This window comes from Actinomadura sp. NPDC000929, assembly GCF_040492065.1.
In the GTDB taxonomy this organism is placed as follows: Bacteria; Actinomycetota; Actinomycetes; order Streptosporangiales; family Streptosporangiaceae; genus Spirillospora; species Spirillospora verrucosospora.
Genome location: NZ_JBEUPA010000051.1, coordinates 1 through 14,255, shown reverse-complemented (window position 1 = coordinate 14,255; position 14,255 = coordinate 1). Strand labels below are relative to the sequence as shown.

Below are 14,255 nucleotides of genomic sequence, written 5' to 3'. Positions count from 1 at the left end.
TCCCCGCCGCCCGGTGACCCTTCCGCTCAGACGGGTGCGGGCGGCGGGCCCAGGTGGTCGAAGATCTGCAGGGGCTCGCCGTCCAGCGTGCGGACGGGAAAGCGAAGTTCCAGCCGGCACGCCGCCAGCGCCCGGCGCGCCGCCTCGGCGTGCGCGGGGCGCTGCGCCGGGTCGGCCGCGCACAGATGCGCGACCAGCGCCCATAGCAGGGGCGGGACACCGGGGGGCGGCACGCCGATGCGCTGCCGCGGCGCGGGGTCCCCGGCGCCGGTCAGCATCCGCCAGGCGACCATGCCCGCGGCGTACAGGTCCTGCCGGGGGCCGGGACGGTCCCAGTCGAGCACCTCGGGAGCGAGGTACCCCGGCGTCCCCACGACGAAGCCGGTGGTGGTGAAGCGCTGGTCGTCCTCCCCCAGCGCGATCCCGAAGTCGGCGAGCCGCACGTGCGGCGCCCCGACCGGGCTCGGCTCCAGCAGCAGGTTGGCGGGCTTGACGTCCCGGTGGACGACCCCGGCGCCGTGGATGTGGCTCAGCGCGGCCAGCAACTGGTCCAGGATCTCGGCCGCGTACTCGGGCGGAAGCCTGCCGTAGTCCCCGAGGAGCGTCTCCAGCGAACCCCCGCGCACGAGGTCCATGGCGAGGAGCACGTCGTCGTACGCCATGCACGAGGCGTAGGGGGTCAGCACGTGGGGGTGCGCCATGCGCAGCGCCCGTTCCCGGACGACCCGCAGCATCGACGTCGCGCCCTGCTGCCGGACGAGCTTGGCCGCGCAGTACCGCCCTTCCGCGCGGTCGAACGCGCGCCACACGCGGCTGGTCCCTCCCACCCCGATCCGGTCGAGCATGGTGAACCGCCCGCCGATCACCCACCCCGCGTCCACGGCACCGATCGTACGGAAGGCCGCCCGCCCCGCGACCCCGGATTTCCGCTCGCCTGTCAACAGAACGGGCGTTCTAGGCATCTAACACTTGGAGGTACAGGCTCCCCCAGTCGGCGGCCTCCCTAAACTGACGGACCACGCAGACCACGTGCCCTCCCCAGGGCCCGCCCCGAAACGGGACCGATGAGCGACAAAGACCCTCGCCGCGACGACCTCGCGGGGGACGAGGCCGCCCGCCGGCCACCGGCGGCCCCAGAGGCGGCCGGCGGCACGGAACCGGATTCCCCGGGACGAGACGCTTCCGCGGAAGCCGAGACGGACGAGCCGGCGACGGGCGAGGAGAAGTCCACCGCCGACGACAAGGACGCCGACGACAAGGAGGCGGTCGCGCCCGGCGGGGCGGAGGCGGAGGAACGCGGGCCGGACGAAGACGCGCCCGCCGGGACCGCCACCGGTGCCCGGCGCGGTGGCGGGCGGCGGAAGGGGCTGCGGTGGGTCGCGGTCGGCGCGGTGGCGCTGCTGCTGGCCGCCGGCGGCGGCGCGGCGTGGCTCTACCACGACCTCGTCGGCGGGATCGAGCAGAAGCACGTCAGCGACAAGCTCGGCGCGAACCGGCCGAAGAAGCTCAACAAGTCGCTCAACATCCTGCTCATCGGGTCCGACACACGGGAGGGCGAGAACTCGGAGTACGCGGTGCCGGGGATGGCCGGGGCGCGGTCGGACACCACGATCCTGCTGCACCTGTCGCCGAACCGGGACCAGGCGATCGGGATCAGCTTCCCGCGCGACTCGATGGTGAAGATGCCGGCGTGCAAGAAGGAGAAGGGCGGCACCGTCCCGGCCCAGTTCGGGATGCTGAACGCGGCGTTCGCGTACGCGGGGCCGACATGCACGTGGAAGACGCTGGAGTCGCTCACCGGCATCCACATCGACCATTTCGTCCAGGTGGACTTCGCCGGGTTCAAGCGGATGGTGGACGCCCTCGGCGGCGTCGAGATCTGCGTCGACAAGCCCGTCAGGGACCCGAGGGCCGAGCTCTACCTGAAGGCCGGGAAGCAGACCGTGAAGGGGGACGACGCGCTCGGCTACGTGCGCGCGCGCTACTCGCTCGGCGACGGTTCCGACCTGGAGCGCATCGAACGGCAGCAGAAGTTCATGGCGGCGGTGGTCGACAAGGCCACCAGCGGGTCCGTCCTCAAGGATCCGGCGAAGACGTACAAGTTCCTCAAGGCCGCCACCAAGTCGATGACGACCGACGACGACCTGGATCTGGCGGGGATGCGGAAGCTGGCGGACGGGCTCAAGGGGATGAGCGCGGGCCAGGTGCGGTTCGTCACCGTCCCCGTGGAGGGGTACGCGCCGGATCCCAACCGCGTCCAGTGGAACGAGGAACTCGCGAAGCCGCTGTTCGAGGCGATCCGGCACGACGACGAGCTGCCCGCGGAGCCGGCCGAGCCCGCCCGGCCGCGGCCGGCGCCGCCCTCGCCCGGCAAGGTGCGCGTCACCGTGGTCGACGCGGGCGCCCGGGACGCCCGGGTGAAGCAGGTCGTGAACCAGCTCCGGCAGCGCGGGTTCACGGTGGAGAAGAAGGTCGAGAAGGCCGCCGCGGCCCCGGAGAGCCGCCTCGTCTACGCGCCGGCCGCGGAGGCGCAGGCGTCGGCGCTCGCGCGGGACGTCCCGGACGCCCTGCTCACCTCCGACCCCGCCGGTCCGCGGGACGGCGTCCGGCTCGTCATCGGGGCGAACGGGGTGCGCCTCGCGCCGCCCGCCATCAACAAGATCGGCGGAGGCGTCAAGGCGGGCCGCAAGCTCTGCGGCTGACCCTCATCCGGCCGCGAGCAGGATCGCCGCGAGCGTCCCGGCGAGCATGTAGGGGCCGAAGGGGAAGTCGCCCTTGCGGGAGCGGCGGGCGATCATGATGCCGAGGGCGACGAGGCCGCCCGTCAGGTAGGTCGTGAGCAGGCCGGTGATCCAGGCGTTCTGCCCGAACCAGCCGAGGTAGAGGCCGAGGACGCCGGACAGCTTGACGTCCCCGAGGCCGATGCCGGACGGGACGAGCAGGGCCTGCGCGAAGTACAGCGCGAACAGCGCGGCCATGCCGGCGAGCGCGTGCTCGAACCGCCGCGCGCCGTCCTCGGTGAACGGCGCCGCCGCGGCGAGCAGCACCGCCGCGACGCCGTAGGACGGGAGCGTGAACCGGTCGGGCAGCCGCTTGACCCCGACGTCGATGAAGCCCAGGAGCGCGCCGGCGGCCGCGAGGTACAGCAGCGCGGGCAGGACGGGCTCGAACCCGACCCGCCATCCGAGCACGCCGAAGAGGGCGGCCGTGACCAGCCCCATCAGGATCCGGCGGCGGCGGGGGACCTCGCCCACGTAGGGCGCCGCCAGCGGCGCCGCGAGAACGCCGACCGCGAACCCGACGGGCACCAACACGAACGCGACCATCGACCCTCGCCCCGATCCGGCGTCTGCACAGCCTCCGGCACTTTAACCGCCCGGACGGGACGCCCGTCCGGGCTTCGGGAGGCCGGGGGACGGCCGGCGGCGGTCAGCGCCGGTATTGGCGGTCGTGGCGGCGGTCGTAGCGGCGGTCATAGCGCGGAGAGTAGCGGTCGTCATAGTCGTCATCGCCGTTGATCAGGATCCAGACGAAATAGCACAGCACCAGCCCGGCGAGCACGCTCCCGATGTCGATCGCGCCGCCGCCGTTGAAGGACTCGTGAGTCGCGGGGGCCGTGCACACGTGGTCCTTGCACTTGGCGCCCTTGTGCTTCTCTCGCCATTCGTCGGGCGGTGACTTCACGCGGACGTACGGCTTCTCGTCGATCAGCACGGCCTCCTGCCGCACGCCGTCCTCCACCGCGGTCGCACCGGGCTTGAAGTACTTGCCGGAATGGATCTGGGGCCGGCCCTGGTAGATCGCGTTGACGGCCTTCGCCTGCAGCCAGGAACGGTTGGCCACGCAGATGATCAACACGATGCCCATCATCACGAGGAGCACGACGCGGGCGATCAGCCCGATGCAGCCCAGCCCGGCACTCCGTCGATAGAACACACTGAGGACCCGTCCGGAGACCCCCGGAAGACGCAACCGCCGAGGGCACAGGGGTCGCCGGCTACTTGCTCGGTGCCACCGCGCGCGGACGGTCCCTTACCGCGGGGCCTCAGAACCCCGCGGTCATGCAAACCACATCTCAGAAAGGCATCTCATGTACGAGATCCCCGACCAGGAGAAGTTCCCCCCGTTCCGGAGGCTCTTCTTCGCTTTGGAACAGGCTCGGCCCGATCGCGCGGCCCTCCTGACGCGCCACGTTCTGGCGGAGCTGAATCTCCCGTACGACGTCGCGCAGAGGCTGGAGCGGTTCGCGTACGAGCTCCTGCTCAACGCCTACCAGCACACGACGGGCGTGGACCTCGCCCGCGTGGGCGACGAGCCGCTGCCGCGCAACATCCGCCTGGAGGTCGGCACCGTCGACGTGCGCGGCACGACCTGCGTCCGCGTCGCCGTCTACGACCGGGGCGACCTGCGCGACTTCCACTGGTCGTCGGCCCGCCGCGGCCTGACCTCCATCCGGGACTACGCCCACGAGTACGGCTGCGAGGCCGCATCACCGTACGGCAAGGTCGTGTGGGCCCAGATCTGATCGCGGGCCCCCCGCCCGCCGTCCGCGCCAACGGTCGCCACGGCTCCTGATCGGAAGCCGAGGCGAGGAGACGGACCGGCCTCCACCCCCGACGGGGGTGGAGGCCGGTTCTTCTTTTGCCCTGAACCTGACACAGCCCGCCGGATTCGGTGACGCGACGCCGTTTCGGCCGGCTGGAGACCCCTTACCACCTGCGTCCGCTCACCCGACGAGAGTTGCGGTCCATGGCCGCATCCGGACGGTAGACCTCGCGAGTGACCTTCCCGGCTCTCGCCACGCAACCAAGAAGGAGTGTTTCCATGCACGGATCGACCGTCATCGGCGCCTCTCGTTCGCAGCGCAGGCCCGCGTTCGAGAGCGACCAGCAGGTGCCCTACGCCATCGACCTGCAGTCGTTCGAGCTCAACGAGCCCACGGACGCCATGGTCAGGCACGCGGTGCAGGGCATGTTCAGCGACCTCCCCGAGGAGGTGCAGGGCGACGTGAGGCGGGTCGCGATGGAGCTGATCCGCAACACCCAGCCCCTCTGGCGGCCGCAGGCCGGGGTCATCCGCCCCGGCAGCCCGGCCGTCACCGTGACGCTGGGCTGGGCCACCGACGAGCGCCCCCACGAGTGGGTCAAGTACCCCCTCATCACGGTGAGCGACGGGAACGCCGCCATGCCCGACGTGCGGGACCTGACCAGGACCTGGCTCGGGCTGGTGGTCGAACTGACCCACCGGTGCGGCGCCTTTCGCACCACGTCCGGCAAGCGTTACTGGGCTCTCGTGAGCCCCGACGCGCGCTGATCTCCACCTGAACGACGCCCGGCTTTCACCGATCCGGGCGATGCAGTGGCCGGCCGCCATCCCCTCTCGGGGGTGGCGGCCGGTTCTACTTGTGCCCTTGCACACACATCGCCCGACTTCTTCCAAGAAACGGGTTGCCGATCCAACGGGGCTCTGTACAGTCATCCATGCGGGTTCTTGCGACCCGTCAATTTGTTCACAGTTGGTTGCAAATAAGAACGGGGTTACTGATATGGCCAAGAAGGTTGGCGAGAACGAAGACGGCGACATCATCCTCGACGACGACGGCGTCGTTCGGGGTGACTGACGAACAGTGATGATCGCGGCTTTCGAGCCGCTTTGATTTGATTACCAGGCCGTCCTCGTCCCGGGTTTCCGGGGCGAGGGCGGTTCTTTTGTTTCCGCGCGGCGGCGGCCCGGGTCAGTCGCGGAGGCGGACGCGACAGGCCAGGTGCAGGGCGAACGCGGTGTCGGGGTCGGACAGGTCGGCGCCGAGCCTCTCGACGATCTTCCTGATCCGGTAGTTGACGGCGTTGGGGTGCAGCGCCAGCCGGGACGCGGCGGCCTTCAGCGAGCCGCGCGCGTCGAGGTAGGCGCCCAGCGTCGCGATGGCCTCGGCCGACCGCCCGGGGCCGAGCGCGTCGAGCGGGCGCAGCAGGTCGTCGACCACCCGGCGGCTGAGCGGCGAGGCGGCGATCTGGGCGAGCACCCGGTTGATGCCCGCGGCGTCGAAGGCGTGGACGAGTTCGCCGGAGCGGACGGCGATGGCCGCCGCGGCGCGGGCCTCCGTGGCCGACTGGCGCAGGCCCTCCACCCCCCGCTGCGGCGTCCCGATCCCGAAGCGCAGCACCGTGCCGGGATGCTCCTCGGCCACGGCCGCGCGCACGGCGTCGATCAGCCGCAGGGCGCGCGGCGGTCGGATCTCGGCCCGGGCGGTGCCGACCAGCACGATGTCGGCGGCGAGGCGGGCGAGATTCCACGACTCGCCGGACGGCAGCTGGGCCTGGTGGGTGCGCAGGGTGAGGGTGTCGAACAGCCGCCGCCGTTCCGCAAGTTCGGCCGGGTCGGGGCCCGACGGCCGGTCCGGGGTCATCCAGATGACGGTGTGCAGGTCGTCCACGGCGAGGCCGAGCAGGCGGGCCCGGTCGGCCAGCGCCCCCGCCTGGGCACGCTCGCTGACGATCAGCTCGGTGAGGATGTCGGACCGGGTCTGGCCGGGCGCGGTCGCCCGCTCCAGCGCGTGCTGCCGCAGCCGGCCGATCGCGGCGGCCACGGCGGGCAGCACCAGCCGCACGGCGTCGTCGGGCGGTCCCGTCACGCCGCCCTGACGGCGGCCCGCCACCCAGATCGGCTCGGTGCCGGCCGGTCCCCCCGTCCCGTCGGTGGTCACCAGGGTCCGGCCGAGCACCGCCCCGACGCGTTCGAGCAGCGCGGCGACGCGGTCGCCCTCGGCGGTCCCGGTGGGCTCGCCGGCCTCGCGGACGATGCGCAGCGCCGCCTGCGCACGGGCGAGCGAGTCGGCGGCGTCGCCCCGGATGACCTGGCCGAGGTAGAGCACGACCTCGGCGACGTCGCAGTCCTCCTCGGCCGACAGCACGGCCAGCCGGGCCCGGTCGGCCAGCCGGGCCGCGGTGATCGGCAGCGTTCCGCAGCCGATGAGGACCAGCGCGGGCACGCCGCGCTCGGCGGCGGTCCGGACGGCGATGTCGAGCTCGTATCCGGCGGCCCGCGCGGCCGACCGTCCCGTCACGACGACCAGCGCCCCCTCCGGGGCCCGCTGGAGCCGCGCCAGGGCCTCGACCGCGGTCACGGAGGTGAGCGGCACGGCGTCGGCCGGGCCGGCGAGCAGGGTGAGGGGGATCCGGGAACCGGTCCCGACCAGGTCCGAGACGAAGGACACGCTCGCATTGTGCCATCGGCACAAACCCTCGCGGAACCTTGTGCCCTCCACCCTTCCGCCAGGTCAGAAGGTGGGACCATTCTTCCAGCATGCAGATGACACCTTCGAGGACCGGTCGCGTGACGCTCGACGACGTTCCGGCGCTCGCCCGCGGCTGCGCGATCCTGGGCACCGGGGGCGGCGGGGACGTCGAGACGGGCACGCTGACCGCGGTCCGGGCGATCGACGAGTACGGCGAGGTGCCGCTGATCCCGCTGTCGGAGGTGCCCGACGACAGCCTCGTCCTTCCGCTGTCGGGGATCGGAGCGCCCACCGTCGCCCACGAGATGCTGATGAGCGGCGAAGAGCCGCTGCTGATCCGGGACGAGGTCGAGCGGATCCTCGGCCGCCCGGTGGCCGCGGTGATGGCCTGCGAGATCGGCGGCTCCAACGGCGTCGGGCCGGTCGGCTGGGCGGCGCGGCTCGGTCTGCCGCTCGTCGACGCCGACGGGATGGGACGGGCGTTCCCCGAGGTCCAGATGGTCTCGATGTACGTGGCGGGACGGCCGGTGAACCTCGTCGTCCTGGCCGACGTGCAGGGCAACGTCACCACGGTGCGCCCGATCGACGGGCTGTGGTCCGAGCGCATCTCCCGCGCGGTCTGCGTCGCCAGCGGGGCGTCGGCGCTGATGGCCGACTACGTGCTGACCGGCGCGCAGGCGCGGGGCGCGGTCATCGAGGGGACGGTGAGCAAGGCCCTGGCGATCGGCCACGCGATGAAGGACGGCGCCGACCCGCTCGGCGCCCTGTGCGCGACGCTGGACGCCAGCGTGCTGATCACCGGAAAGGTGATCGACGTCGAGCGGCGGACCGGCGGCGGGTTCGTGCGCGGCAGCCTGGTCGTCGACGGCACCGGCGAGGACCGCGGCCGGCTGCTCCGCGTGGAGATCCAGAACGAGAACCTGATCGCGCTGGAGGACGGCCGGCCGCGCGCCTGCGTCCCCGACCTGATCACCGTGGTGGACGCGCAGACCGCCGGCGCCATCTCCACCGAGTCGCTGCGCTACGGACAGCGGGTGGCGGTGCTGTCCTGGCCCTGCGACCCGATCTGGCGGACCGAGCGCGGTCTGGCCACGGCCGGTCCGCGGGCGTTCGGCTACGACATCGACTACACGCCCGTGGAGGAGCTCAACCATGGCTGACCGTACGCCCGGCGGCACCGTCGCCCGCGACCTGCGCATCGGTGTCGACGTCGGCGGCACCAACACCGACGCGGTCGTCCTCAGCGCCAAGGGCGAGGTCCTCGCCAGGACGAAGCAGGCGACCAGCGCCGACGTCACCTCGGGCCTGCACGCGGCGCTGACCGCGGTGCTGGACCAGCTCGGCGACGACGTCCGGCGGGTGGGCCGGGTCATGCTCGGCACCACGCACGCCACCAACGCGATCCTGGAGCGGCGCGGGCTCGGCAAGGTGGCCGCGATCCGGCTCGGCGGGCCGGCGACCACCTCGGTCCCCCCGGCGCAGTCCTGGCCGGCCGACCTGTCGGCGGCGATCACCGCGCGCACCGCCGTGCTCCCCGGCGGCCACTACGTCGACGGCCGGCCGATCTCCAAGCTCGACCCCGGCGCGCTGCGCGCCGTGCTCGCCGACGTCGCCGGGGAGGCCGACGCGATCGCGCTGACGAGCGTGTTCAGCCCCGCCTTCGCCGACCAGGAGCTGGAGGCGGCGGAGATCGCCCGGGACGAGCTCGGCGACGCGGTGCCCATCTCGATGAGCCACGAGATCGGCACGCTCGGGCTGCTGGAGCGCGAGAACGCCACGATCCTCAACGCCGCCCTCTACCGGGTCATCAGCGCCGTCTGGGACGGGCTCCAGCACACGCTGGCCGAGCGCGGCCTGGACGTCACCACCTACTTCGCGCAGAACGACGGCACGCTGATGGCCATCGACTACGCCGTCCGGTACCCGGTGCTGACGATCGGATCGGGCCCGGCCAACTCCATCCGGGGCGCCGCGTTCCTGTCCGGCCTCACCGACGCGATCATCGCGGACGTGGGCGGCACGTCGACCGACTTCGGCGTGCTGTACGCCGGCTTCCCCCGGGAGTCGTCCGCGGGCGTCGAGATCGGCGGGGTGCGGACCAACTTCCGGATGCCCGACATCCTCGCGCTCGCGCTCGGCGGCGGCACCGTCATCGGGCCGGACGGGTCGGTCGGGCCGCAGTCGGTCGGCTACCGGATCACCGAGAAGGCGCTGACCTTCGGCGGCGACACCCCCACCATGACCGACGCGGGCGCGCTGGCCGGCCGGGGCGCGCCGGCCGGCTCGCCGATCCCCGAGCGGCTGCGCGGCGCGCTCGGCTCGGCGGTGGAGACCGCCGACCGGATGCTGGCCGACGCCGTCGACCGGATGACCCTCGGCAAGACCGACCAGCCGCTGGTCGCGGTGGGCGGCGGATCGTTCCTGATCCCCGACGCCCTGGCCGGCGTCGCCGAGGTGATCCGTCCCGCGCACGGAGACATCGCCAACGCCGTCGGCGCGGCGATCGCCATGGTCAGCGGGACCATCGAGACCATCATCCCGGCCGGCGAGGGCCGCAGGGAGGCCATCGCCGAGGCGTCCGACGTCGCCGGGCGCCGGGCCGTGCAGGCCGGAGCCGATCCGGCCGGAGTGGAGGTCGTGGAGATCACCGAAGTACCGATGAGTTATCTGCCCGAACCCGCGCTGCGGCTGCGGGTGAAGGCCGCCGGCCCGCTCGGCAACCTCTAGCCCGGCCCCCACTCCCCCTGTCCGGTCCCCCTGCAAGGAGATCCCGTCATGACCTGGCGCATAAGATCACTGGCGCTCGCGGCGGCTGTCGCCGTGGCCGTCACCGGCTGCTCGGGCGGAGCCGTCCGCAAGACGGCCTCCACCTCCAGCACGTTCGTCTACTCGTTCAACCTCAACGTCGTCACCGACTGGGATCCCGCGACCTCGTACTCCAACGAGATCATCGCGATGCAGAACGTCTACGAGTCGCTGACGCGGTACAACACCAAGGCCAAGAAGGTCGAGCCGCGGCTGGCGACCAAGTGGGCCTCGTCCGACGGCGGCAAGAAGTGGACGTTCACCCTGCGGGAGGGCGTGAAGTTCCACACCGGCACCGCGCTGACCTCCAGCGTCGCCAAGGCCGCGATCGAGCGGACGATGAAGATGAAGGGCGGCGCGGCCTACATCTGGGAACCGGTGAAGAAGATCGAGACGCCGGACCCGCAGACGCTGGTGTTCGAGCTGAAGTACGCGGCGCCGCTCGACCTGGTCTCCTCCTCCGGCTACGCCTCCTACATCTACGACACGAAGGCTCCCGGCGGCGGCGACCTGAAGGACTACGTCGCGAAGGGCCACGACACGGGCAGCGGCCCGTACACCGTCGCCTCCTGGAACAAGGGGCAGGAGGCCGAGGTCCGGCTGGGCCAGTTCAAGGACTACTGGGGCGGCTGGAAGGGCTCGCACTACACCAGTGTCGAGTTCCGCAACACCCCGCAGGTCACCACCGCGTGGCAGCAGTTGCAGGCCGGTGACGTCACCTACGTGCACCGGCTGAACCCGCAGCTGTTCGCCCAGGCGAAGGGGATGAAGAGCCTCAAGACCGACTCGGTGCCCTCGTTCCAGAACCTCATGGCGTTCTTCAACACCGAGGCCGGCCCGCTGAAGGACGTCAAGCTCCGCAAGGCGGTCCAGGCGGCGATCGACTACAACGGCCTCGTGTCGACGCTCAAGGGCTCCGGAACCGCCGCCAGCGGCGTCGTCCCGGACGGGCTCACCGGCGCCACGCCGGGTCTGGCCGGACGCCAGGACACCGCGGCGGCGACGCGGCTGCTGAACGAGGCCGGGTACGGTCCGGGCAAGAAGTCGCTGACGCTCGACCTCACCTACGCGCAGGGCGACGACGACCAGCAGAAGTTCGTGACGCTGCTCAGCTCCGCGCTCAAGGGCCTGAACGTCAAGCTCCAGGCGAAGCCGATGCAGTGGGACGCCCAGTGGGACCGTGCCAAGAGCAAGGACGCGGCGAAACGCCAGGACGTCTTCGTCATGTACTGGTACCCGGACTACCCGGACGCCTACAGCTGGTTCCTGAACCTGTTCCGCTCGGCCGACCCGGTCAACTTCAACCTCACCTACCTCGACGACTCCGCCGTCGACGGTGAGATCGACAAGCTGCCGGAGCTGACCGCCACGAACCGGTCCGCGGCGGAGGCGTCGTACGCGTCGCTCCAGCGCAAGCTCCTGGTCGACCAGGCCGTCGCCGCGCCGCTGTTCGTCCAGCAGTACCAGCGGGCGTACTCGGCGGACGTCGACGGCTACACCGACGACCCGGCGTATCCGAACGTCGTGTTCGCCCACGAGCTCAGCCCGGCCGCGTGACATGACCCGCTACCTGCTTCGACGCCTGGCACAGGCCGCGTTCGTCGTCGCCGGTGTCGTGGTGCTCACCTTCGTGGTGATGCGGCTGGTCCCCGGGGACCCGGCGGTGACCTACGCCGGGCCCCGGGCCTCCGCCGCCGAGCTCGCCCGGACCCGCGCGGAACTCGGCCTGGACGACACACTGCCCGTCCAGCTCTGGGACTACCTCACCTCGCTGGTCCAGGGCGACTGGGGAATCAGCCTGCACACCCGCCAGGACGTGCTCGGCGACATCTCCACCGCCTTCCCCGCCTCGCTGGAACTGGTCGGCACCGGGGTCATCATCGCGGTCCTGGTGGGCATCCCGCTCGGGGTGCTCGCCGCCCGGTTCCGGGGCCGGCCGGCCGACGGGTCCATCCGGATCACCTCGATGGCGGGCGTGTCGGTGCCGGTCTTCCTGCTGGCGCTCTTCGCGCAGAACGTCTTCGCCACCAAGCTGGGCTGGCTCCCCGTCGCCGGCGAGTACGACCCCAGGCTGGACGGCACCAGCCCGCTGCACCTGTACACCAACATCACGGCGGTGGACGCGCTGATCACCGGGAACTGGCCGATCCTCGGCAGCACGCTGGCGCACCTGGTGCTGCCCGCGGCCGCGATCGCGGCCTACCCGACCGGCGTGGTCGCCCAGATGACGCGCGCCGCGCTCATCGAGGAGTCCACGCAGAACCACGCGCGGCTGGAACGGGCCCTCGGCTTCACCCGGTGGCAGGTGCTGACGCGGTTCTCGCTGCGTCCGGCGCTCAGCCCGGTTCTGGCGCTGCTGGCGCTGGTGTTCGCCTTCTCGCTGGTGAACGCCTTCCTGGTCGAGGCCATCTTCAACTGGCCGGGGCTCGGCCGGTACGCCGCCGACTCGATCCGCTCGTCCGACGCCCCCGCCATCGCGGGCGTCACCATCGCGATCGCGTTCACCTACGTCGTCGTCAACCTGCTGGTGGACCTCGCGCAGGCCGCCATCGACCCGCGGGTGAGGATCAGATGACCGCTCTCGACACCGCCCCCGCCGCGCCCCTGCGGGACCGGCCCGTGCACCGGGTGCTGCGGGCGGCCCGCACCGACCGGCTGGCCGCCGTCGGCGCCGTGGTCCTCGCGCTGATCGTCCTCGCGGCGCTCGCGGCCCCGCTGCTGGCGCCCTACCCGGGCGACGGCACCGACGCGACCCATCCGGCCGAGGCGCTGCGGGCGCCCGGCGCCGAGCACTGGTTCGGGACGGACGGGGTCGGCCGCGACATGCTCACCCGGGTGCTCTACGGGGCGCGCACCTCGCTGACGATCGCCGTCTCCGTGCTCGCGCTGTCCGCCGTGATCGGCGTGCTGCTCGGCGTCGTCGCCGGCTACGCGGGCGGGATCGTCCGGGACGTGATCATGCGGATCACCGACGTGTTCCTGGCCTTCCCGGCGCTGCTGCTGTCGGTGGCGCTGGCGCTCGTGCTGCACCCGGGAACGCAGGGGGCGATCATCGCCATCACCGCCTCCTGGTGGCCCTGGTACGCCCGGATGAGCGCGGTCGCCGCGACCTCCATCAGGTCGCGCGGCTTCATCGACGCGGCCCGCTGCCTCGGCGGGTCCCGGACGCGGATCGTGCTGCGGCACGTCCTGCCCAACTCACTGACCCCCGTCCTGGTCCAGTTGTCCCTGGACGCGGGCGGGGTCATCCTCACCGCCGCGGCGCTGTCCTTCCTCGGCCTCGGGCCGCAGGAGCCCACCGCGGAATGGGGGCTGATGGTCCAGCAGGGGCAGAGCCTGTTCACCACCAACTGGTGGGTGGTCGCCTTCCCCGGTCTGGCCATCGTGATCACGGCGTTCTGCTTCAACGTGCTCGGCGAGGGCATGCGAGCCGCCCTCGACCCCCGGCGGGAGGTCACCCGATGAAACCGGTGCTCACTGCGGAGAACCTGCGGGTGCGGGCCGGCGACCTGCTGCTGGCCTCGCTCGACGAGCTGAGCGTCGGCCCCGGCGAGTGCGCCGCGATCGTCGGCGAGAGCGGATCGGGCAAGACGACCGCGCTGAACGCGATGCTCGGGCTGACCGACGGGCTGCGGGTCAGCGGGAAGATCGTCGTCAACGGCACCGACGTCGTGACGGCGGACGAGCGCACGCTGTCGAAGATGCGCGGCTCGGTGATCGCCCTGGTCAGCCAGAGCCCGCAGGCGTCCCTCAACCCCACGATGCGGCTCGGGGCACTGCTCAAGCGGGTGCTCGCCCGGCACGGCCTGCGCGGCGCCGAGGCCCGCGAGCGGACCGAGGAGGCGCTGCGCAGCGTCCTGCTCGACCCGGGGCTGCTGCGCCGCTACCCGCACCAGGTCTCCGGCGGCCAGGCGCAGCGCTTCGCCATCGCGATGGCCGTGGCCCTGCGCGCCGACGTCATCCTCGCCGACGAGCCCACCAGCGCACTGGACGTCACCGTGCAGGCCGCCGTCCTGGACCTGCTGGCCCGGTTGCGCGACGAGCACGGCATCGCCCTGGTCTTCGTCTCGCACGACCTGGCCGTCGTGTCCGGCATCGCCGACCACGTCGTCGTCATGCGGCAGGGCCACGTGGTCGAGGCGGGACCGGCCTCCGACGTCCTGCACAGCCCCTCCGCCGCCTACACCCGGGAACTGCTCGACGCAGTCCCCGCGAT

The 14,255-nt window shown here is 72.1% G+C and carries 13 protein-coding genes; 9 read left to right on the top strand and 4 right to left on the bottom strand.

The window, feature by feature from the left end:
• Positions 1-26: 26 nt before the first annotated feature.
• The gene (locus ABWI04_RS19490; protein WP_353833313.1) at positions 27-881 is read right to left on the bottom strand and encodes a serine/threonine-protein kinase; all 855 of its coding nucleotides are present in this window, start codon (positions 879-881) and stop codon (positions 27-29) included.
• 183 nt (positions 882-1,064) lie between these two features.
• Between ABWI04_RS19490 and ABWI04_RS19485 the strand changes: the two genes are divergently transcribed.
• The gene (locus tag ABWI04_RS19485; protein ID WP_353833312.1) at positions 1,065-2,702 is read left to right on the top strand and encodes an LCP family protein; all 1,638 of its coding nucleotides are present in this window, start codon (positions 1,065-1,067) and stop codon (positions 2,700-2,702) included.
• Between the two features lie 3 nt (positions 2,703-2,705).
• Here ABWI04_RS19485 and ABWI04_RS19480 read toward each other — a convergent pair whose 3' ends face one another.
• Positions 2,706-3,314 carry a prepilin peptidase gene (locus tag ABWI04_RS19480; protein ID WP_353833311.1) on the bottom strand — a complete coding sequence of 203 codons (609 nt, stop codon included), beginning with the start codon at positions 3,312-3,314 and terminating at the stop codon, positions 2,706-2,708.
• 115 nt (positions 3,315-3,429) lie between these two features.
• The gene (locus ABWI04_RS19475) at positions 3,430-3,972 is read right to left on the bottom strand and encodes a hypothetical protein (RefSeq protein WP_353833310.1); all 543 of its coding nucleotides are present in this window, start codon (positions 3,970-3,972) and stop codon (positions 3,430-3,432) included.
• A 118-nt stretch (positions 3,973-4,090) separates the two neighbouring features.
• On the opposite strand from ABWI04_RS19475, the gene ABWI04_RS19470 reads away from it, so the two are divergent.
• Positions 4,091-4,525 (top strand): hypothetical protein, encoded by a 435-nt coding sequence (locus ABWI04_RS19470; protein WP_353833309.1) that lies wholly within the window; start codon positions 4,091-4,093, stop codon positions 4,523-4,525.
• A 299-nt stretch (positions 4,526-4,824) separates the two neighbouring features.
• Positions 4,825-5,313: a hypothetical protein gene (locus ABWI04_RS19465; RefSeq protein ID WP_345177145.1), complete on the top strand. Its 489-nt coding sequence runs from the start codon at positions 4,825-4,827 to the stop codon at positions 5,311-5,313.
• Between the two features lie 421 nt (positions 5,314-5,734).
• On the opposite strand, the gene ABWI04_RS19460 is transcribed toward ABWI04_RS19465, so the two are convergent.
• On the bottom strand, positions 5,735-7,213 hold the full coding sequence (locus tag ABWI04_RS19460; RefSeq protein ID WP_353833308.1) for a PucR family transcriptional regulator: 1,479 nt from the start codon (positions 7,211-7,213) through the stop codon (positions 5,735-5,737).
• Between the two features lie 119 nt (positions 7,214-7,332).
• Between ABWI04_RS19460 and ABWI04_RS19455 the strand changes: the two genes are divergently transcribed.
• The 6 genes from ABWI04_RS19455 to ABWI04_RS19430 form a co-directional block, all read left to right on the top strand.
• Complete coding sequence (locus tag ABWI04_RS19455; protein ID WP_353833307.1) at positions 7,333-8,394, top strand: S-methyl thiohydantoin desulfurase family protein; 1,062 nt, start codon at positions 7,333-7,335, stop codon at positions 8,392-8,394.
• A complete protein-coding gene (locus tag ABWI04_RS19450; protein WP_353833306.1) occupies positions 8,387-9,961 on the top strand; it encodes a hydantoinase/oxoprolinase N-terminal domain-containing protein in 1,575 nt (524 codons plus the stop codon). Before ABWI04_RS19455 ends, ABWI04_RS19450 begins: the two co-directional genes overlap by 8 nt.
• A 48-nt stretch (positions 9,962-10,009) precedes the next feature.
• Positions 10,010-11,596 (top strand): ABC transporter substrate-binding protein, encoded by a 1,587-nt coding sequence (locus ABWI04_RS19445; protein ID WP_345177134.1) that lies wholly within the window; start codon positions 10,010-10,012, stop codon positions 11,594-11,596.
• 1 nt (position 11,597) lies between these two features.
• A complete protein-coding gene (locus ABWI04_RS19440; protein WP_345177131.1) occupies positions 11,598-12,614 on the top strand; it encodes an ABC transporter permease in 1,017 nt (338 codons plus the stop codon).
• Positions 12,611-13,504, top strand: a complete 894-nt coding sequence (locus tag ABWI04_RS19435) for an ABC transporter permease (protein ID WP_185032556.1) — start codon at positions 12,611-12,613, stop codon at positions 13,502-13,504. Before ABWI04_RS19440 ends, ABWI04_RS19435 begins: the two co-directional genes overlap by 4 nt.
• The coding region (locus tag ABWI04_RS19430) for an ABC transporter ATP-binding protein (protein ID WP_353833305.1) at positions 13,501-14,255 on the top strand (755 nt) is incomplete at its 3' end. The genes ABWI04_RS19435 and ABWI04_RS19430, both read left to right, overlap by 4 nt.